Origin of the sequence: Pseudomonas sp. RIT-PI-AD (assembly GCF_025642785.1) — a bacterium.
Classification (GTDB): Bacteria; Pseudomonadota; Gammaproteobacteria; order Pseudomonadales; family Pseudomonadaceae; genus Pseudomonas_T.
In genome coordinates, this window is record NZ_JANZKU010000008.1 from 111,999 (window position 1) to 133,512 (window position 21,514).

Annotated in this window: 15 protein-coding genes; all 15 read left to right on the forward strand. The window is 63.5% G+C overall.

The genetic code is table 11. The features are described 5' to 3' along the window. Nucleotides 1-65 precede the first annotated feature (65 nt). Nucleotides 66-947 carry an EamA family transporter RarD gene (gene rarD, locus OGL92_RS09635; protein WP_263143224.1) on the forward strand — a complete coding sequence of 294 codons (882 nt, stop codon included), beginning with the start codon at nucleotides 66-68 and terminating at the stop codon, nucleotides 945-947. Between the two features lie 445 nt (nucleotides 948-1,392). Further along, nucleotides 1,393-3,423: a methyl-accepting chemotaxis protein gene (locus OGL92_RS09640; RefSeq protein WP_263143226.1), complete on the forward strand. Its 2,031-nt coding sequence runs from the start codon at nucleotides 1,393-1,395 to the stop codon at nucleotides 3,421-3,423. A gap of 155 nt (nucleotides 3,424-3,578) precedes the next feature. After that, nucleotides 3,579-5,042, forward strand: a complete 1,464-nt coding sequence (locus tag OGL92_RS09645) for a hypothetical protein (protein ID WP_263143227.1) — start codon at nucleotides 3,579-3,581, stop codon at nucleotides 5,040-5,042. Nucleotides 5,043-5,102: 60 nt separating this feature from the next. Beyond that, nucleotides 5,103-7,313, forward strand: coding sequence for a glycosyltransferase (locus OGL92_RS09650; protein WP_263143228.1), 2,211 nt, complete (start codon nucleotides 5,103-5,105; stop codon nucleotides 7,311-7,313). 349 nt (nucleotides 7,314-7,662) lie between these two features. Then, the gene (locus OGL92_RS09655; protein WP_263143230.1) at nucleotides 7,663-9,132 is read left to right on the forward strand and encodes a hypothetical protein; all 1,470 of its coding nucleotides are present in this window, start codon (nucleotides 7,663-7,665) and stop codon (nucleotides 9,130-9,132) included. Between the two features lie 177 nt (nucleotides 9,133-9,309). Next, entirely contained in the window at nucleotides 9,310-10,044 is a 735-nt protein-coding gene (locus tag OGL92_RS09660; protein WP_263143233.1) for a hypothetical protein, read from the forward strand. 76 nt (nucleotides 10,045-10,120) lie between these two features. Continuing rightward, entirely contained in the window at nucleotides 10,121-11,023 is a 903-nt protein-coding gene (locus OGL92_RS09665; RefSeq protein ID WP_263143235.1) for a peptidyl-prolyl cis-trans isomerase, read from the forward strand. Nucleotides 11,024-11,097: 74 nt separating this feature from the next. Then, complete coding sequence (locus OGL92_RS09670; RefSeq protein WP_263143238.1) at nucleotides 11,098-12,036, forward strand: hypothetical protein; 939 nt, start codon at nucleotides 11,098-11,100, stop codon at nucleotides 12,034-12,036. 15 nt (nucleotides 12,037-12,051) lie between these two features. Continuing rightward, the gene (locus OGL92_RS09675; RefSeq protein ID WP_263143240.1) at nucleotides 12,052-12,828 is read left to right on the forward strand and encodes an ABC transporter permease; all 777 of its coding nucleotides are present in this window, start codon (nucleotides 12,052-12,054) and stop codon (nucleotides 12,826-12,828) included. Beyond that, entirely contained in the window at nucleotides 12,818-14,080 is a 1,263-nt protein-coding gene (locus tag OGL92_RS09680) for an ABC transporter ATP-binding protein (RefSeq protein ID WP_263143242.1), read from the forward strand. The genes OGL92_RS09675 and OGL92_RS09680 overlap by 11 nt, the downstream gene beginning before the upstream one ends. A gap of 132 nt (nucleotides 14,081-14,212) precedes the next feature. After that, nucleotides 14,213-17,539 (forward strand): class I SAM-dependent methyltransferase, encoded by a 3,327-nt coding sequence (locus tag OGL92_RS09685; RefSeq protein ID WP_263143245.1) that lies wholly within the window; start codon nucleotides 14,213-14,215, stop codon nucleotides 17,537-17,539. Between the two features lie 34 nt (nucleotides 17,540-17,573). Continuing rightward, on the forward strand, nucleotides 17,574-19,265 hold the full coding sequence (gspE, locus tag OGL92_RS09690) for a type II secretion system ATPase GspE (RefSeq protein WP_263143247.1): 1,692 nt from the start codon (nucleotides 17,574-17,576) through the stop codon (nucleotides 19,263-19,265). Between the two features lie 20 nt (nucleotides 19,266-19,285). Next, nucleotides 19,286-20,521, forward strand: coding sequence for a type II secretion system F family protein (locus tag OGL92_RS09695; protein WP_263143249.1), 1,236 nt, complete (start codon nucleotides 19,286-19,288; stop codon nucleotides 20,519-20,521). A 114-nt stretch (nucleotides 20,522-20,635) separates the two neighbouring features. Beyond that, nucleotides 20,636-21,061: a type II secretion system major pseudopilin GspG gene (gspG, locus tag OGL92_RS09700; RefSeq protein ID WP_263143274.1), complete on the forward strand. Its 426-nt coding sequence runs from the start codon at nucleotides 20,636-20,638 to the stop codon at nucleotides 21,059-21,061. Between the two features lies 1 nt (nucleotide 21,062). Next, complete coding sequence (locus OGL92_RS09705) at nucleotides 21,063-21,512, forward strand: GspH/FimT family pseudopilin (RefSeq protein WP_263143276.1); 450 nt, start codon at nucleotides 21,063-21,065, stop codon at nucleotides 21,510-21,512. The last annotated feature ends 2 nt before the right edge of the window (nucleotides 21,513-21,514 follow it).

The window sequence follows — 21,514 nt, forward strand, 5'->3', positions numbered from 1 at the left end:
CCGATGCCAATCGCTTGCGCAAACCCTCTACACTGCGACTCTTTTTCGTGCATCGGGAGGTCCGCGTGTCCAAGGGTGTGGCGTTGTCGGTGATCGCCTCGGTGCTGTTCACCGTGCTGTATTCCTATACCACCCTGCTGGCACCGCTGAGCGGCGAGCAGGTGTTCGGCTGGCGGATGTTGCTCACCTTCCCCTGCGTGAGCCTGTTCATGCTGGTCAGCGGGGATTGGCAGCTGGCCCGCGACGTCGCGCAACGGATTCGCCGCACGCCCGCGCTGTTGCTCGGGCTGCTGGTCCTGTCGGGGTTGATCGCCGTGCAGCTCTGGCTGTTTCTCTGGGCACCGCTGCATGGCCGCGGCCTGCACGTGTCCCTCGGCTATTTCCTCCTGCCGCTGACCATGATCCTCACCGGGCGCCTGCTCTACGGGGATCGGCTGTCACGCCTGCAAAAAACCGCCGCGGCCTGCGCGGCGATGGGTGTGGCCCATGCGTTCTACCAGGTCGGCAGCCTGTCCTGGGAAACCCTGCTGGTGGCCTTGGGTTATCCCCTGTATTTCGCGCTGCGCCGCCGCTTGCGCACCGACCACCTGGGCGGCCTCTGGTTCGACATGGCCCTCATGCTGCCTGCGGCCCTGTGGTTCGTCCAGGCCGGCGAACCGATCGGCCTGACCTTCGCCGAAAAGCCAGCGCTCTACGGGCTGATCCCCGTGCTGGGCATGCTCAGCGCGTCCGCCCTGATCTGCTACATCCTCGCCAGCCGGGCGCTGGCCTTCAGCCTGTTCGGCCTGCTCGGCTACGTGGAGCCGGTATTGCTGGTGGCCGCGGCCCTGGCGCTGGGCGAAACCATCGCGCCGGAGGAGTGGTTGACCTTCCTGCCGATCTGGCTGGCGGTGCTCCTGCTGGTGCTGGAGGGCGTACGCCACCTGGCGTCGCGCCGGACACCCTGAGGCGCGGGAAGCGGGAGCCCGCCCAAAGGTCCTGCGCCGCGCTCGCTGCTACGCTGTCGGAAGATTCGCGCGCCCTGGGCGGCGTTTCCGGGGTATCGGACGCCGCCCCCATTGGGGCGCGACAGGCATTCCAGGCGATCGGTGGCCGCCCCGTCGTACGGCGATAGGCGGATCAGGCGGCTGGGGTGCCGTGGGTCGGCGGTTGAAGGCCCGGCTGCCGGGGCGCCCGGTGGTCCGCGCGCCGTTTCCGCCCGGGCGCGATACGCCCGTTTTCGGGTAGCTCGGTCCCTGGCGTGCGATATTGTGGCGCATGGCTATCATTCGACTGGGCGTCCCCGGCCGGAAAGCCCCATCGGAGCCCGTGCCGGTGCATGGCGCGGCTCTTGCGTAGCGGGATCCATCGGGCCTCTTTCGCTCCAGGGGCCGAACTGCAACGAGGTCGACCATGATCGCTGTGCTCAAGCCGGGTGTGCGTCTGCTGGAAGGGTTCAGCTTCGCACGCAAGTTCCAGCTGCTGTTCATCCTCTCCATCCTGCCGTTGGGCTACGCGTTGTGGGTCATGGCCACCGACTACCGCGCCCGCCTGCAATCCATGGATGGCGAGCTGAGCGGCATGCGGGTGATCCAGACGCTCGCCGGCGTACAGCGCGCCCTGGACGACCAACGCATTCTCCTGGCGCGCTGGAAGGGCACCGAGCAGCAGGCGCAGGCCTTGTTGCAGCAGCAGGAGGGGCAACTGGACGCCGCCTTGGACAAGGTGGCGGCGCAACTGAAGGACGAGCGCCTCGGCGAACAGAGCCAGCAACTCTTCGCGGCGTTGCGCGCGCGCCGGGGCGACCTGGGCCTCGAGGCGCTCGGCAAGCTGGCGTTGCCCGATGCGCTGGATCGGTACGAGGGTACGCTGCAGCAATTGCAGGCGCTGCGCGAGCAGGTGGCCACCGAAAGCGGACTGATCCTCGACCCCTGGCTGGATACCTACCTGTTGATGGAGCAGCTGACTTACACCCAGCCGCGCCTGCTTGACCAGCTCGGCGCCTTCGCCAGCAATGGCCATGGCGCCGTGGTCTCCCAGCACTTCACCTTGCAGAGCCGGGTGCTGATCCGCGACCTGCGGCGTTCGCTGGACGATTCGGTCGGCCAGTTGCACAAGGCCCAGCTCACCCTGAGCCAGCGCTCGCCGGAAACGCTGCAACCGATAGAGGCGCCCTTGGAGCGGGCCGACAAAGCGCTGGCCGCCTTCCTCGCCCAGGTCGACCAGCATATCTTCGAGGCCAATCCGTTCAGCATCACGCCCTCGGACTTCCTGGAGGCGGTGAGCCGCCTGGCCGGCGACCTGGACGCCCTGCAGCAGGCGTTCGCCGAGCGTTTCACCCAGCGCATCGTCGAGTATCGCCGGGAAGCGCTGGTCAGCATGGCCGAGGTGATCGGTGCCTTCGCCGTGCTGACGCTGCTGGCGCTGTACATGCTGCTTTGCCTCAATGCCTCGATACGCCAGGGGACCGCTAGCATCACCGAGGCGGCCGAAGGGCTGCGCGCCGGCGACCTACGGGTGCGCGCCGGGGTGCACGGGCGCGACGACCTCGCGGTGATCGCCGGCGCGATGAACGCGGCCCTGGTGCAGTTGCGCGAGTCGTTGCTCGGCGTCGACCGGGAAAGCCAGCAACTGGGCGGGACCGCAGCCTCGCTGAAAAGCCAGGCCGAGGAAACCCTGGGCTCGGTGGAGAACCAGCAGGCGCAGGTCAGCCAGATCGCCGCCGCCGCCCATCAGCTGGCGGCCACCGCCCGCAGCGTGGCGGAGAGTTGCGAGGGCGCGGCCCAGGAGGCCGCGCAATCCCGCGAGGTCGCCATCCAGAGCAGCCAGCGCAGCGCCCGCACCGGCGCGAGCATGCGTGAGTTGAGCGCCCGCCTGGGCGGCACCGTGCAGGCGTTGCAACAGTTGCGCGAGCAGGCGCAGCAGATCAACCGCGTCGTCGACGTGATCAAGGGCATCGCCGAGCAGACCAATCTGCTGGCACTCAATGCCGCCATCGAGGCCGCCCGCGCCGGCGAGCAGGGGCGCGGCTTCGCGGTGGTCGCCGACGAGGTTCGCAGCCTCTCGCAGCGCACCCAGGACTCCACCCAGGAAATCGGACAGACCGTGAGCGCCTTGCAGGGCGTGGTGGTGCAGGCGGTGAACCTGATGGAGGAGGCTTATCGGCAGGCCGAGGGCGACGTCGGCAGCGTAGTGGCGATGGGCGACGATTTGCAGGGGATCGCCGAGTCGGTGCTGCGGGTCAGCGATCGATTGGCCCAGATCGCCACCGCTGCCGAGCAACAGGCGTCCACCGCGGACGAAGTGAGCGGCAATATACAGCGGGTCGATGCCGCGGCCGTGCTTCTGCTGGACGGCGCCCAATCGGTGCGCGGCGCGGCGGAGCAGTTGCATCGCGGCAGCCAGGCGCTCGCGGAAAACACCGCGCGATTCCGCTTGCACTGAGCGCAGGGGTTTCCGGCGCAGCCCTTCGCGCGCGCCGAGCCTGCCTAAGCGCGACGACTTGTCATAGAATGCCGCCCGCCCCGGCGCGGCCTCTTCTCGTCGTCCGCGGTACCCCGGTGGGCGCGGCTTCGCGCAGGAGCGACTCCAGAGGATTCATGGAAAGGCTTATTCGCAAGCACCTCGCGCTCGATGCAATGGCCTGGCTGGTGTTCGGCCTGGGCATGCTGAAAATGTGCTGGGTGGTCCTCGGCGAGCCGGTGTATGGCTATGCCAACAGCTACGACTACGTGCGGCAATCGGCCTGTTTCGGACTCTGGCAATTCGTCGAGGGCGTGCCCAAGTACGCCGGCAGCTATTTGTCGACGTCCGCCCGGCTGCTCTACGACGGCGAGACGTTGCCGGCCACTTGCCTGTTTTCCAGCGACAACCTGTTCCCCTGGTTCGCCAGCGCCTGGCATTCGCCGGGGGACTTCCTTTCCTGGGCCTGGATAGCCGTGCCCAAAGTCGCGCTGCTGGGGATGCTCGCCGTCCTCCTGCTGGCGCGCATGCCCGCCGTGCTGCGCTTCTGGAGCGCCTTGCTGTTCGCGCTGGTGTTCGGCGACATGGCCTATCTGGGCTACGTGAACACCCTGTACACCGATTTTTCCGTGATCAGCGCGGGCGTGCTGGCGGTGCTGGCGATGGTGTCGCGGTTCGCCCAACCCGGGCGTCGCGACCTGCCAACGCAGGTAATCCTGCTGCTGGCGCTGGTCTGGCTGGGCCTCAGTAAGCTCCAGTACGTGTTCCTCGCCAGCTTCCTGGCGTGTTTCTATGGCATGTGGCTGTGCTCGCAGCGGGCGAAGCCGGTGCTGGTCGCGGCGCTGTTCGGCCTGGCCCTGGCGCTGCCGGCGGGCTATCTGTATCTCAATCAGTCCAGCAACCAGTTGCTGGCCGGCTATCGGGTCGCCAACCGGGTCGATACGGTGTTCGGCGCGGTCCTGCCCGCCGCACCCGAACCCGAGCGCGCGCTGCGCATCCTGAACCTGCCACCGAACTGCGGCGCGCTGTCTGGAAAGACCTGGTACAGCTTCGAGGGTGTTCAGGAAAAGCCCTGCCCGGAGATCATGAACGCGACCTTTCCGCGCCTGATCCGCTTGTTCCTGGAGCAGCCCGCGACTTTCTTCCATCCGCTCGCCGAGGGCCTGCGCCAGGCGCGCCCGCTCTATCCGACCTACCTGGCGAATACCCAGGGCCGGGCGGGCTTCGTGGAGGATGACCACCGCCTGGTTAGGCAGACCTCGTTCACCACCCATCTGGCCAGCCTTCCCCTGGCCCTGTTCAGGGGGCTCTTCCTGGCGGGATGCGCATTCGGGCTGGCGGCGGCCGTCGCCTTGTTCCTCCCGCGGAGGATAGAATCCCTCCCTTCCCGCGAGACCTTGCGCGGCCTGCTGGGGTTGGCCGCGTTGGGCGGCTCGCTGAGCCTGTACGCGTTACTCTCCTCGGTGTTCGGCGATGGCTATATAGAAGTGCAGAAGCATACCGTCCTGTTCGGCATCGGCTTGTGCATGCAGGGGATCGCCGGCTTGGCGGGCCTGTGCCTGATGGGCGAGCGCTTTCGAGCCCGCTCGCGCCCTGTCTAACCCTGCGGTGTGCGAGGCGCTTGCCGCCCGTTCCCGGCAAACCTGAACATTGGAGCCACTTTGTCCGCGTCATCGATCAACCCGCTCGACCCTTCCGACGCGCCGCGCGTAGCGGTGATCGTGCCGGTGTATTCCGGCCGGGCGCAGACCCTGGGCTGCCTGGACAGCCTGTTCGCCGGCCGCGCCGACCGCGCCGGGCGCGTGCGCTGGCGGGCCGTGGTGGTGAACGACGCCAGTCCGGATGGAGAACTGGTCGCGACGCTCCAGGAGCAGGCCGCCTCGGAGCGCTTTTCGTTGATCGAGCACCCCGCCAACCTGGGCTTTCCTTCCGCGGTCAACAGCGGCCTTGCGTTTCTCGCCGAAAGCGACTGGGCCGACGCCGACGTGGTGCTGCTCAATGCCGACACCCTGGTTCCCCCGGGTTGGCTGGACAAGTTGCATGCCCTGGCGCATTCCAGGGCAGACGTCGGTACCGTCACACCGTTCTCCAATAACGCGAGCATCTGTAGCCTGCCTTTCGCGGATGCGTGCCAGCGCAATCCTTTGCTGGATGTCGTCCGCCTGGATGCGGCCGCTGCCAGGGCCAACCCGGGCGTCGGTATCGAGCTGCCCACCGGCGTTGGCTTCTGCCTCTATATAAAGAAGGAATGCCTGCGCCGCGTGGGACCCCTGGACGTCCCCAGCTTTGGGCGCGGCTATGGGGAAGAAACCGACTTCTGCCGGCGCGCCGTCGGCGCGGGCTTCGTCAATCTGCTGGCTTGCGATACCTATGTCTTCCACGAGGGGCAGGCCAGCTTCGGCGCCGCCGAGGGAGACGCCCGGCGCCTGGCGGCGGAAGGCCTGCTGCATCGGCGTTACCCGGATTACCCCCGGGCGCTGCTGGGCTGGTTGCGGCGGGACCCGGCAGGCCCGGCACGGATCGCGCTGTCGCTCGAACTGATGCGCGGCTCGGGCGTGCCGGTGATCCTGATGGTGACGCACCGCATGGGCGGTGGCGTCGAGCGGCATGTGCGCGAGTTGCGCGATTTGCTGTCCGGCAAGGCCTGGGTGCTGGTGCTGCGCCCAGGCGAGCGCGCCGATACGCTGGAGCTGGAGATCGGCGAGTCCAAGCCGGAGACGCTGCTTTTCTCCCTCGTCGACCGGGATGAAGAGATGCTTGTCGGGATTCTGCAGGCGGCCGGGGTCGGGCGCTTGCACGTTCACCACGTCGCCGGCTTCCCGATGGCCACCTGGCCGCTGCTCGAGCGCCTCGCGCTGCCCTGCGACCTCACCTTGCACGACTACGCGATCATCAACGGCAACCCCACCCTGGCCAACCGGGCGGGGCGCTACGATGAGGCGCTGGATCCGTCGCTCGCGGATGACCAGACGGACCCACAGCAGGCGGCCTGCCTGCAACGCCTGGCCCGCCAGGCCCAACGCTGTATCGTGCCCACCGCCGAGGCCGGTCGTCATCTGCACAGGGCGCTGCCCTGGCTGCGGCTCGATGTTCGTGCCCATCCGGACCGGGAGCTTTTCGGGTTCTATCCGGCGCCGTCGTCACCGGGCCTGGCTGAGGGGCAGGCATTGCGTGTCCTGTGCCTGGGCGCGCTGGGGCGGGAGAAGGGCGCCGAAGCGTTGCGATCCGTCGCGGACAGGGCTCGGCGTGCAGGCTTGCCGCTGGAGTTCGTGCTCCTGGGGACGGCCCATATCCCCCTCGGCGATTCGGTGCGCCAGCTCGGTCCCTACAGGGATGAACGGCTACAGGAGTCGATCCGGCGCGAGCGTCCCCATCTCGTCTGGTTTCCCGTCCAATGGCCGGAAACCTGGAGCTACACTTTGAGCGCCGCCCTGGAGGCAGGGTTGCCGGTGCTCGCCACCGATATCGGGGCTTTCCACGATCGCCTCGAAGGGCGCCCCGCGAGCTGGCTGGAGGTCCATCCTGTGAGCAGTGAAACCTGGCTGTCCAGGCTGCTGGAGATACGGCAGCTTCTAGCTGCTGGGTCGCGAGAGTCTTGGCATCAGCCCTCCCCGGCGCATTTTTATGGGGCGGGTTACCTGGCCGAGGTCCAATGGCCGGCGCCGCGGGCGGAGAGGGTGCCGATGGAGGGCCTGGCGCGCTGTCATCGTTCGTTCTTTCGCAAGGATTCCACGGCAGGCTCGCGGCAATGGCTTCTGGCACTGGCGCTGAGGCTGAGGGAGGCACCGCTGCTGGGCAGGATTCTGGGCAGCATCCCCTATGCCCAGCAGCGGCGGATCAAGCGATTGCTGTCCCGGCGCCCACTCCATTAGCTTCGGACGCGTTGCAATCGACCGAATGGAAAAAACCCGCCGTTTACGGCTTGTGCTCCTTTTGGCGTTATACATATACTAACAATGCTCCATAGCAGTAGCAGCAGATAGCTTCTATGTCGCGTGTTGGTTGGGGGCTTAGTCTGTTGGATGCGAATTCAATCGGCTAAGCCCCCGATTTATTTGACAATCTGCTGCCGAGCTGCTGCCTGCACCGGGATGGTGAGGCCATGTGGGCATGGTGGGACGTGAAAAGGCTCGCACCATTTCGCGAAAATTGACGTAAGCGCGCAATTTTTCGTAAATTATTCCTGGCGTAGGCTTGCAATGGCGCGGATGGCTGGATAGCATGATCCAGCGCTTTGTGAGCAAACCTGCAATAAGCTGTTCAACACGTTACATACAAGCTGAAAAGGAATCTCTGCAAATGAAAAAGTCTTTGCCAAAGGCAATTGCACTTGCTGCTAGCCTGGGTGCTGCAGCGTCCGCTCACGCGGTGAACCACAACCCGGAAGGTCTGGGTCAGGTTCTGCTCTATCCTATCTACACTTCGGAAGCTGGTAACTTCACTGCTGTGCACGTTACCAACACCACCAACCAGTACAAGGCTGTCAAAGTACGTTTCCTGGAAGGCATGAACTCCCAGGAAGTACTCGACTTCAACCTGTATCTGTCCCCGCAAGACGTTTGGACTGGCGTAGTTACTCAAACTGCCGATGGTGCCAAGCTGAGCACTGCTGATACCTCTTGCACCGTTGGTGATATTGGTTCGGCTGGTCAGGAATTCCGTAGCTTCCTCTATGACGGCACCGTTGGCACTGCTGACTCCGTTGCTACCAAGGCTCGTGCTCGTGTAGGTCACATCGAAGTGATCGAAATGGGTGTGATTGATCCGGCTAGCACAGATGCCAACGTGGTTGCTGCTCGTAACGCCATTGTGCACAACAATGGTGTTCCTGGCGATTGTGGCGTTCTGCGTAATGCATGGCGTAGCGGCGGCTTCTGGGCCAACAACGCTGCTCTCGGTATTCTGCCTCCGGGCGGTGGCCTGTACGGCTCCGTGACCATGGTCAACGTTGATGCTGGTAGCGAAATTGCTGCCGACGCTGTAGCTCTGGACAACTGGTCCACTGCTCAGCAGCACAACCTGCCGGGTGACGAGGCTCCTTCGTTGAACGCTGGTGATCCGGTTGCCTTCTTCAAGAATGGTACTGATTCCGTATTCAACACCGGGATCGACGCTGTCAGTGCTGTGCTCATGAAGACAAGTCTGTCCAACGATTATGCGGTTGGCGCTGGTCTGAACGCTCAGACTGACTTTGTTGTTACCTTCCCCACCAAGCGCGCTTACGTGAATACTGGCACCACAACTGCCAATGCTCCGTTTACTGCTCCTTGGGTTCCGGCCAGCAGCTCCGCTTGTGAAGCAATCGGCATCAACTACTGGGATCGTGAAGAGCAAACTGCAGTCATCGACGAAGACCAAGTTTCTCCTCGTCCCCCGGTTCCGGGTCTGGCTCTTTGCCACGAAACCAACATCCTGAGCATTGGTAACAGCAACCTGTTGGGTGGCGCAAGCATCCGCAATCAGCTGACCATCAATAGCTTCCAGACTGGTTGGATGCGTTTGGCATTCACTAACGTTGGCAACCAGCTGCTTCCGATTGGCGGTGGTACTACCACCCCGCTGCTCGGTCTGCCGGCCATCGGCTTTGCCGCCATCAACATCCAGAATGGTGACGTAGGTGGCTTGCTGTCCAACTACAGCGCCAGCTACCTGCACAAAGCAGTTACTAGCCGTGATGTTGGTCCTCTGTAACTAGAGGAAGAAAAAAGCCCGCTAATGCGGGCTTTTTTTTGCGTTGTCTATCGCTATTTTTTGAACTAAAAAACTTACCTGTTGTTTTGACATGCCAATTGGCCTATCCTCTAAATGTGCACACTCTTTCGATTGGTATTGAGAAAGGGTCTTGACAGTATTTTTGAGGGTTTTGGTATGAGCACACAGCATTCAGCCTTGGGACTTGTCGCAGCCTCTCTGCTATTCGTACAGGGCACTGCTTATTCGGGCGATTTGAAGTTCAGCGGCGAGAGCTGCGGCACTTACACCGCGGCAGCTATTGATTCTTCTGGCGCTATTGACTTGGCTGGAGTGCATATCTCCAATTCATCGTGTGGGGTAACGCCGACGCCGACGCCGACGCCCACACCGACACCGACACCGACGCCCACTCCGACACCGACGCCCACACCAGGGTGTACTACTCCTGAAAATGCCAACGTGGTCGTGCGTAACTGGGGCAACATGACCTCTAGTTTGGCGGGAACCGGCGGCTCGGGTGATAAGAGCTATTATGCTGTTAAAGTGGATGCCAGCAAGTTTTCCGGTGCGCTCTATCCGTCCAGTCTCGCTTACTACGGTACGCTATCTACGGTGAGATCTACCCTCAACCCGTCGACACGCCGAGTCTCAATTTCTCGTTGCCCGGGGGACTTCACCAACGTGGGCAGCTATTGCTCTTCCACCTATGCTCAGGATTCCACGATTCGTTGGACGCAGGAAGCGAACCCGACTGGTGTGCGTCGTTATTATTGCCAGTTGGAGAAGACTGGAACTTATTATATTAACGTGACTCATATACCCGAGACCGGGGCTTCGCCTGCCAACTGTACAGCTGGTAGTCTGTGCTACTTTAACTACAGCAACTCTGCCAGTAGCGTTGCTGACTAGTTCGATCTTGTAAAAAAACACCCCGCTACTAGCGGGGTGTTTGCATTTGTCACTTGGAGTTTAAAGAGGATTTGAAGTGTTTAAGAGAAATGCAGCGCAATGGCTTCTGGTAGGTATTTTTGCTTGCTTCGGAAATGCATATGCGGGCGAGGCTATTATTTCGAGCTCGGCAGCATCCATCACAAAGGACGAATATCAAAAGCTAATTGATGTGATGTTCACCGGAGAACAGAAGAGCGATATTTTTGCCAATGAACGGAAGTTGCGTGAGCTGCTGGCTGATGTTTATGTTAGTAAAGTATTAGCCGGTGAAGCTGAAAAGCAAGGAATGGACAAGACCGAGCAATACAAACTTCGCCATGAATATGACGGAGAGCGATTGCTGTCGCAAATGGTATTGGATAAGGCAGTAGCAGACGCTAAAAAGCCAGATTTTCAAGCAGCTGCTCGCGAACAATATCTTTCCAATAAGGAAAAATTCCGCACTGCAGAGCGGGTGCATGCTGAGCATATCCTCATCGCAACCGGAAATGTGCGCGGCGAAGCTGAAGCGAAGGCCCGGGCTGAAGAGGTGTATAATAAGGCTTCGAAAAATGCCGAGCTTTTCAAGAAGTTAGCACAAGAATACTCCGATGATCCCTCAGTGAAGAATAACTCCGGAGATCTCGGTTTTTTCGAGCGTGACAAAATGGTAAAGCCATTTGCCGATGCGGCCTTTGGTCTTAAACCTGGACAGATCAGTGCACCGGTGAAGAGCCAGTTTGGCTATCACATTATTCACCTCGTTGAAAAGCGTCCTGCTGGCCAGCAGTCCTTCGACGATGTCAAGGCTGCTCTTATGGAGCAGGCACAAGCTGAGTTCGAGGCCGGCGTACGTCGCCAGAAAGTAGAGTCCATTCGCGCTGCTTCGGACGTGAAGTTCAATCCAGACGCCTTGCGTACCTTCATTGAAGGCAACGTGGAAAAGACTAAGAAGTAAGCGTTGACTCATGCCTCTGGTCGTCACCCGGCCAGGGGCAGTTTATTTTGGCGGTGGTTTCACTCGAGTGCTGTGTGAATAAAAAAATCTGGCCATCTTTTAGACGAGAATTGGCGTCAATTATCGAGGTCACCATAGTGGCCTTTTTGGTTTTCCTCCTTCCGTGGCGCTTGGCCTTTAGGGGGATACGTTTTTTGACGCGTTACACTTTTTTTCAAGTTTCGTCTGCCGCATCGGCTAGTGGCTTAATGGAGCGTTACGGATTTGCCAGGCCTTATCCGGTGAGATTGTTCGCACTGCATCGCCTGGTGGATATGGCCGACTTCTTTCTCACCATGAAAGTGGGACGCTCTTGGCTAGACAGGAATGTACTGATGTCGGGTGCGGATGCTTTAGATAAGTTGTCCGCCAAGAATATCTTCTTCGTCACCTTTCATTATGGGCAAGGCTTCTGGGCCCTGAAGTATCTGCGCGACAAGGGGCTGCCCGTGGCGTGGCTTCATGCTCCTCCACCTGTTCGTCCCGCATTGGGAGAAATATTCATAGGGTGGTTGGGACGTAGGCGTATAAGGCAGGTAGCGCGCTTATGCGGTGCGTCTGCCATCCCGGTTGGCGGAAGCGTAGCGAGCATGCGCGAGCGTTTATGCCGAGATCGGCTTCCCGTTATGGTGATGCCTGACGCACCCTTGCAGCCTGGGCAATCCAGTCTGCCCGTGACCTTGTTCGGTCGGGAGGCGCGTCTGCCCGCCGGTGCATTAAGGATGGCGGCCCGGGAAGCGGTACCAGTGATCGTCTACAGCATTTCCGTGAATCCAGTGGATGGGAAACGGCATATGCGATTTGAGGGGCCCTTCACGGAGCCCACGGCGGAGTCTTTGGCGCAGCGTTTATGCGATCATCTGCAATCCGCTATCGAGAAAGACCCCACGGCATGGCATGTATGGCCATGGGTAGAGGGGTTCTTCGCCAAAACCTCCACGGCTGGAACGTGCGAGTCATCCGTTACCGCGTAATCTGATGGGCCTTCGATGAAGCATTACCTCTACCTGATCCTGCAACTCGGCAGGCGCGAAGTGTTGTCGCGCTACCGTGGCACGATGATGGGCATTTTCTGGTCGTTCCTTTCGCCGATCGTCATGCTGGTCGTCTACACTTTCGTTTTCAGCGTGGTGTTCAAGGCCCGCTGGGGCGTGGGCGGCGACGACAAGACGGCCTTTGCGGTGAACCTGTTCGCCGGGATCATCGTCCATGGGTTCTTCGCCGAGTGCGTGAGCCGTTCGCCCAGCCTGATGCTGCAATACGTCAGCTACGTGAAGCGGGTGGTGTTCCCCCTGTGGATATTGCCGCCAGTGGTGGTGGTCTCGGCGCTCTTCCATACCTTCGTCAGTGTCGTGGTGTTGTTGGTCGCGCATGCGGTGTTGTATGGCTTCGTGCATTGGCAAGCCGTCTTCCTTCCGGTGCTCCTGCTGCCCTTGATCCTCGTCGTGCTGGGATTCAGCTGGCTGCTGGCGGCGCTTGGCGTATTCATTCGCGACATCAGCCAGATCATGCCGGTCATCATTACCGTACTGATGTTCATGGCGCCGGTGTTCTACCCGGTATCCGCCTTGCCCGAGGCTTACCAGGGATGGCTGTATCTGAATCCGCTGACACCGGCGATCGAGGGCGTGCGAGGGCTGCTGCTGCACGGGCAGTTTCCGGATGCCTCGCTGTATGCGATCTACCTGGCCTTGAGCGCGCTCTGGGCGGTACTGGGCTGGGCCTTCTTCGAACGCGCGCGCAAGGGGTTCGCCGATGTCCTCTGAGATCGCCATTTCCCTGCATTCGGTGAGCAAGACCTACCGGATGTTCAGGTCCTCCGCGCAACGCCTGATGCATCTCATGTTCGGCGTCCGGCGTGGTCAGCAGGCGGAGTTCCATGCCCTCGGCGACGTATCCTTCGAGGTCCGGCGGGGTGAGACCCTCGGCATCATCGGCCGCAACGGCGCCGGGAAGTCGACCTTGCTGCAGATCATCTGCGGCACCCTGACGCCCACCTCGGGCCAGGTGAAGGTCAACGGCCGCATCGCCGCGTTGCTCGAGCTGGGTGCCGGCTTCAGTCCGGAGTTCACCGGTCGCGAGAACGTCTACATGAGCGCCGCGATCCACGGCCTGAGTCGCGCGGAAATCGACGCCCGCCTGGACGCGATCCTGGCGTTCGCCGAAATCGGCGACTTCATCGATCAACCGGTGAAGACCTATTCGAGTGGCATGTTCGTCCGTCTGGCCTTCGCGGTCATCGCTCACCTGGACGCCGACATTCTGGTGATCGACGAGGCGCTGGCCGTGGGTGACGTGTATTTCACTCAGAAATGCATGCGGTTCCTGCGCAAGTTCGCCGAGAGCGGCACCCTGCTGTTCGTCAGTCACGACACCCATTCCGTGGTGAACCTCTGCCAGCGCGCGCTCTGGCTCGACAAGGGCCGGACCATGATGTTCGGCGAAGCGCGGAAAGTGAGCGACGCGTACCTGGGTTCGTTCTACGAGAATCGCCTGGCCCCGGCGGAGGCCGCGGAGCAGGAGACGCAGCCGTTGCCGGCCGACGGCCAGGAAGAGGTGCGCAACGAGTTTGGCCTGGGTGGCGGCCGCATCGACAGGTGCGAGTTGCTCGACGAGAACGGCGCGCCCCTGCGCGTGCTCGACCGCGCCCAGCGCGTGACGCTGCGGATCTGCTGCACCGCGAAGGTGGCGATCGACGCGCCGATCCTGGGTTTTTTCGTCAAGGATCGTTTGAGCCAGGCGCTGTGTGGCGAGAATTCCATCGAGTGGCTGCCCGAGTGGCGGCATATCGCCGCGGGCGAAACCTGCCAGGTGGCGTTCGAGTTCTGGTTGCCGCATCTGGCGACCGGCCCCTACACCATCAGCGTCGCCCTCGGGGCGGGAACGCAGCAGCAGCATGTCCAGCACCACTGGATTCACGACGCTCTGGCCTTCAAGGCCCAGGCCGACGCCAGCCTCACCGGGTTGTTCGAGTTGGAGCGGTTCGCTTGCCGGCTGGAGCAGGGCGCCGACGCCTGAGACCCGAATCCGGCCTCGCCGGCGCCAGCACCGTCGGCGAAATTTCCCAGCAGAACGCCTTCATCGGAAGGATAATGTCGCCCGCTCAAGCGCTGCCGGCGCAGCACATAACGATTTGAACAGATGATTAGCATGCCTCAACCGTTCGACTTACTGGATTACCTCGCCCAGGTGGAAATGCCGGACAGGCTGACCGCCATCGAGTCCTGGCACCGTCATATCCCGTTCGCCTTCGCCGTCCTGGCCATGACCCGCCCGCGGGTCTTCGTCGAACTGGGCACCCACCGCGGCGACTCCTACAGTGCGTTCTGCCAGGGGGTCGCCCACCAGCGCCTCGGCACCCGTTGCTTCGCGGTCGACACCTGGCAGGGCGATAGCCAGGCCGGGCATTACGACAGCGAGATCTACGACGACCTTGCCGCTTACCACGATCCCCGCTATTCCGGCTTTTCCAGCTTGCTGCGGATGACCTTCGACGACGCGCTGGTGCATTTCGTCGATGGCAGTGTCGACCTCCTGCACATCGATGGGCTGCACACCTACGACGCCGTGCGCCATGACTTCGAGTCCTGGCTGCCGAAGATGAGCGAGCGCGGCGTGGTGCTGTTCCACGATACCAACGTACGGCGCGGCGATTTCGCCGTTTGGCAGCTATGGGAAGAGTTGACCCAGCGCTATCCGGGCTTCGAGTTTCCGTTCGGCTTCGGCCTGGGCGTCCTCCTGGTCGGAGCGACGCCGCCTGCGCCCATCCTGGGCTTCCTGGAGGCCGCGCAGGCCGATCCGCACCGCATCATCCAGGTGTTCCACGGCATGGGCGATGCCATCGCCTATCGCAAGGCCCAGGCCGATCTGGACCTGAACCGCGAGCGCGTCGAATCCCTCGGCGGTCAGTTGAGCCAGGCGCGCGCCGTGGTGGAAATCCGGGACGACCAGTTGCAGGCCCTGAACGCTGCGCGCGAGCGCGCGGAACTGGAGGCCCAGGCGATCGAGACTCGGCGCCAGGCGATCGAGGCTCGGCGTCAGGCGTTCGAGCGCCAGACCATCGAGCTGGGCCATGAGCTGAAGGCGCAGGCGCAGTCCCTGGAGGCCCTTGAGCGGCGAAACCACGGTTTGCAGCAGGGCATTGTCAATGGCGTGGCCAGCAGTCGCGAGCTCGAGCGGCGCCTGAACTGGGTGCTGGGCAGCCGCCTGTGGCGGACGCGCAATCGGTTGATGCGCCTGGCCGGCATGTCCCATCGCGTGGTCGAGCCCGTTCCGGCGGTACCCGTCCAGGCCTGGCCGCCCGAGGCCAGGCCGAAGATCGACATCATCATTCCGGTCTACCGGGGCCTGGACGATACCCGGCGTTGCATCGAGAGCGTGCTGGCGGGCGGTTACCGGGCCGAGGCCGAAGTCGTGGTGATCAACGACGCCAGCCCGGATCCGCAACTGGTGGCCTGGCTGAATACCCTCGAAGGGCAGGTGACGTTGCTGCACAACCCGCACAACCTCGGGTTCGTCGGCACGGTGAACCGAGGCATGGCCCTGCACCCGGAGCGCGACGTGGTGCTGGTCAACAGCGACGCCATGGTGGCCAACGACTGGCTGGATCGTTTGCAGCGCGCCGCCTATGGCGCGGAGAAAGTCGGTTCGGTCACGCCGTTCTCGAACAACGCGACCATCTGCAGCTATCCGCGCTTCTGTCAGGACAACGCATTGCCGGAGGGCTACTCGCTCACCCAGTTGGACGAACTGTTCAGCCAGGTGAACGCCGGGAAGACCCTGGACATCCCGACCGCCATCGGTTTCTGCATGTTCATTCGGCGCGACTGCCTGAGCGACAGCGGTCCGTTCGACGCCGAGCTGTTCGGCCGCGGCTATGGCGAGGAAAACGAGTTCTGCATGCGCTCCGCCGAGCGGGGCTGGCGCCATTTGCTGTGCGCTGACACCTTCGCTTATCACAAGGGGGGCGTGAGCTTCGCCGAGACCCAGAGCGAGCACCAGCGGGCCGGCCATCGCGTGCTGACGCGCCTGTATCCGGACTACGACCGCCTCATCCAGCTACACATCGCCGCCGACCCCGCGGCCCATCTGCGTTTTGCCGTGGATGCGGCGCGGACCCGGGCGAGCGGCCTGCCGGTGATCCTGATGATCAACCATCGGCGTGGCGGTGGCACCGAGCGTCACCTGCGCAGCCTGGCCGAGGAACTGGCCGGGGTCGCCGAGGTGTACGTCCTGCGCCCGGACATCGAGGGTGGCAAGGCGGCCCTTGGCTCGCTGGACCCGGGCAAGCCCGCCCAGTTGCTGTTCGATCCCGGCACGGATTTCGAATTGCTGCTGGCGACGTTGCGGAGCCTGGGCGTCTCGCGCATCCACTTCCACCACACCATCGGCGTGCACCTGCAATTCCTGTTGCTGCCGGAAAAGCTCGACGTCCCCTACGACGTCACCGTGCACGATTACTACCTGGCCTGCCCGCAGGTGACCCTGGCCGACGCCCAGGGCCGCTATTGCGGCGCGCCGGACGAGGCCGGTTGCAATGCCTGCCTGGCCGAGCGGCCGGCCCCGGGCGGTTCCGACATCGCCACCTGGCGCCGCTTCGGCGAGCAATTGCTGTACGGCGCCGAGCGGGTGTTCACGCCGTCCCAGGACACCCTGGAGCGCATGCGGCGTTATTTCCCCGATGCGGCGCTGCGTTGCGTGCCCCATGAACGCCATCTCGTGGAGGCCGAAGTACAGCCCATCGCCTTGCCCGCCGAGCGTTCGCTGCGGGTCGTGGTGATCGGCGCGCTCAGTCCGTTCAAAGGGGCCGATACCCTCGAAGGCGCGGCCCTGGAGGCACGGCGGCGGCGCCTGCCATTGGAGTTCCACCTGCTCGGCTTCGGCTATCGCCACCTGCGCAGCCACCCGGTGAGCAACCTGCGGGTGCACGGCGCCTACCAGGAAGACCAGCTCCGCGCCCTGCTGGACGAATTGCAGCCGGACCTGGTGTGGTTCCCCGGCAGTTGCCCGGAAACTTACAGCTATACCCTGTCGGCCTGCCTGGAAATGGGCCTGCCGATCCTCGCCTCGCGCATCGGCGCCTTCCCCGAACGCCTCGCCGGCCGACCCTGGAGCTGGTTGGTCGAGCCCGACCGCGAGATTCCGGAGATCGTCGAACATCTGCTGGGCGTGCGCGAGCACCTGATGAACCGCCAGGCGCCGGAGCCTTCGCCCGCGTGCCAGGCACCGCAGGCGTTCTGCTACCGTGGCGACTACCTGCCTGCCGGACCGGAGACGCTCGAGGGGCGTCCGACCCCGGCGGAGCTGGTGCCCGCCTGGGCCCGCCTGGGGCATCCGACGGTGCCGCGCGACGTGCAGCCGAGAATCCTGCGGGCCGCGCGGCGCGTGCTGTCGCTGCCGTTGATCCGGCCGCTGTTTAACCGCGTTCCGACGGCATGGAAGCAGGGCGTCAAGCGATTGATAGTGCACCGCGCATGAGCCGGCAGGGCGCATGGCGGGCGGAGAACGAGCTGTGATAAATCGATTGGGTGATTGGCTGGTCGCTGCGGGAAAACTCTCCGAGGCGGACCTGCAGCGCGCCGTCCAGGTGCAAAAACTGTCCGGCGGCAAGCTGGGCAGCATCCTCATCCGGCTGGGCATGGTGGCCGAGCGCGACATCGCCTCGATCCAGGTGGAACGCTTCGGCTATCGCCTGGTGGTACCCGACGACTATCCGGAAGTGGCGGTGCTGGAGGAGGGGCTGGTGTCGCCCCTGTTCCTGCGCGAACAGCACGTGGTGCCCCTGGCCGACGATGGCGAGCGCCTGCTGGTGGCGATGCTCGATCCCTCCGACGAATACGTGCTGCGTTCCCTCGAGCTGGCCACCGGCCGGCGCGTGGAACCGGCGCTGGCCTTGTCGTCGGAACTGGAGAATGCCTATGAACGGCTCTACGGCGCCGGAGCCAACAAGCCCAGCGGCGAAGACGTGGAGGCCGAGGACGCCGGGCTCGGCGCCAACATCGACGACGTCGAGCGCTTGCGCGACATGGCCAGCGAGGCGCCGGTCATCCGCCTGGTCAACACCATCTTCGCCCGGGCCCTGGAAAGCCGCGCCTCGGACATCCACATCGAGCCGTTCGAGCACACCCTGGTGGTGCGTTTCCGCATCGATGGCGTGTTGCAGGAAATCGAGGCGCCTTCTTCGCAGATCGCGCCCGCGGTGATCTCGCGCCTGAAGATTCTTTCGCGGCTGAACATCGCCGAGCGTCGCCTGCCCCAGGACGGCCGCATCCAGTTGCGCATGCAGGGCCGGGCGATCGATTTGCGGGTGTCGACGGTGCCCACCATGCACGGCGAGAGCGTGGTCATGCGGATTCTCGACAAGCAGAGCATGAGCTTGGAACTGGAATCCATCGGCTTGTCGGACCGCGTGCTGGGCGACTTCAAGTCGGTGCTGGAGCGGCCGAACGGGATTTTCCTGGTGACCGGCCCCACCGGTAGCGGCAAGACCACCACGCTTTACGCGGCGCTGAACCGCTTGAACACGGTCGATCGCAAGATCCTCACCGTGGAAGATCCGGTCGAGTACCAGATCCAGGGCGTCAACCAGATCCAGACCGCCAGCAAAGTCGGCCTGGACTTCGCCAGCGCGTTGCGCTCGATCCTGCGTCAGGACCCGGACGTGGTGATGATCGGCGAGATGCGCGACAAGGAAACCGCCGGCATCGCCATCCAGGCGGCGCTGACCGGCCACATCGTGCTGTCCACCCTGCACACCAACGACGCGCCCAGCGGCATCACGCGCCTGCTCGACATGGGCATGGAGGACTACCTGCTGACGTCCACCATCAATGCGATCATGGCCCAGCGCCTGGTGCGCGTGCTCTGTCCGCACTGCAAGCAGCCGGAAGCCCTCGGCGACGAGGAAATCGAGCACATGGGCGTGCGTCACCTGACCCCGGACGGCGCGGTGCAGGTCTGGCGCGCGGTCGGTTGCGATGCCTGCGCTCACACCGGCTACCGCGGGCGGATGGGCATCCACGAACTGCTGGTGATGAACGACGAAGTGCGTAACCTGGTGCTGCAGCATGCCAGCAGCGAGATGATCTATCGCATGGCCCGGCAACACGGCATGCGCACCATGTTCGAAGACGGTTACCTCAAGGCGCTGGAAGGCCTGACCTCGGTGCCCGAGGTCCTGCGCGTCGCTCAACTCGCCCGCTGACAGAAACGGATAGGTCGCCCATGCCGCATTTCAAATACCGCGCCATCGATCGCGCCGGCAAGCTCAGCGACGGGGTCGTCGAGCAGCCGTCGATCGAGCGTGTCGCGGATCACCTCGCCCGCGAAGGGCTCACCGCCGTCAGCATCCAGCCGCTGGGCAAGTCCGCGGCCAAGGCGTCGGCCGGGGCTTCGCGCGCGCCCGCGGGCGGCAAGGTGCGGCGCCGACGCATCAACGATCGCGACCGGGTGCTGCACTTCACCCGGGAAATGGCGGTAATGCTGACCTCCGGCCTGCCGCTCGACCGCAGCCTGAGCATCCTCGAGGAACTGGCGGACGATCACGGCCGGGCGATGATCAACAGCATCCGCACCTCGGTACGCAAGGGCCGCACCCTCGCCGATTCCTTCGCCGAGCGGCCCGAATTCACGCCGTTCTACATCAACATGATCAAGGCGGGCGAGGCGAGCGGTTCGCTGGAAGCGTCCATGCAGCGGATGGCCGAATACCTCGAGCGCAGCAAGGCGCTGCGGCAGATGATCGTGTCCGCGCTGACCTACCCGACCATCCTGTTCAGCGTCGCCATCCTGTCCCTGGTATTCCTGCTGGCCTACGTGGTGCCGAGCTTCTCCGACCTGTTTTCCGACATGGGTGCGCAGTTGCCGGCCCCGACCCGCTTCGTCATGGGGCTCGGCGACTTCATGGCGAAGTGGTGGTGGCTGGTGCTGGCCATGATGGGCGGAATCTATTGGATGATCGGGCGGCTCTGGCGGGACGAGGCGGTGCGGGTGAAACTGGATCGCCGCGCTTTGCAGTGGCCGCTGATCGGCGAGTTGGTGAAGAACGTCGAGACCACCCGTTTTTCCCGTACCCTCGGCGTGCTGCTCCAAGGCGGCGTATCCCTGGTGAACGCCTTGACCATCGCTCGGGAAACCGTCAGCAATCGCACCTTGCGCAGCGAGCTGGACGTCGCCGGTGCGGCGTTACGCGAGGGGCGCTCGCTGAGCGCGGTGCTGCTGGAGGGCAACCGGTTTCCCAACTTGGCCCTGCACATGATCCAGGTCGGCGAGGAAACCGGTCGCCTGGAAGAAATGCTTCTCAAGGTGGCGACCATCTACGAGGACGAGGTGGGTTCGGTGACCAAGCGTCTCCTGGCGCTGCTGGAGCCCGTTCTGATCCTCAGCCTCGGTGTGCTGATCGCGGCGATCATCATGTCGATCCTGTTGGGCATCCTGGGGGTGAACGAATTGGTCGGCTAGCTGTCCAAAGCCGCTATCGCTGACCCCGGTCGCGTTCCCCTCTCCACCGGCTCCGCCGGAAAGCGCTTCGCCCAGTCCGAAACACGTTCTCACTGAATTATTCGAGGTACTCCTATGAAACTGTCCCGGCGTCGCCAGCATGGCTTCACCCTCATCGAGTTGCTGGTGGTCTTGGTCATCCTGGGCTTGCTGATGTCCGTGGTGGGGCCGCGGGTGATGAAATACGTCGGCGGCGCGAAAAGCGACACCGCGCGCATGCAGATCCAGGAACTGGCTTCCTCGCTGGACATGTATCACCTGGAAGTCGGGCGCTATCCGGCCCAGGACGTCGGCCTGAAGGCGCTGATCGAGCGGCCATCCGGCGCCGATCGCTGGAATGGCCCTTACCTGCGCAAGTCCGCCATCCCGAAAGATCCCTGGGGCAACGATTACGTGTATCGCTTCCCCGGCCAGCACGGGCCCTTCGACCTGTTCTCCAACGGTGCCGATGGCCAACCGGGCGGGGAAGGCGAGGACGCCGACATCGTGAGCTGGGAATAACTTGAGCGGCCGCCTGCGCACCGGCTTCACCCTGTTGGAAATGCTGGTGGTACTGGTCATCCTGGGGCTTTCCCTGGCGGTGGTGGTCCCGGCCATCAACAAGGGCCTGGGCGGCTCGCTCGACGACGCTTCCCGGGATTTGCAGGTCGGTCTGCGCAAGGCGCGCTCCGAGGCCGTGCTGAACAAACGCAGCGTGGCGCTATGGATGGACGTGAACCGCAAGGTCTACGGGCTCGACAGCCGGCGCGGCGAACGGTCGCTGCCCAAGGCGCTGCTGATCAAGGCGCGGGTGGCCGACTCGGAAAGCCGTGGTCCGCGGGTGGCGGTGCGTTTCTTCCCCGACGGTTCCTCCACCGGTGGTCATATCCGCCTGTCCAAGGACGAAGGCATCGCGGTGGTGGATGTCGACTGGCTGACCGGGCGTGTCTCGATCCGCAACGGTGACGAGTGAGT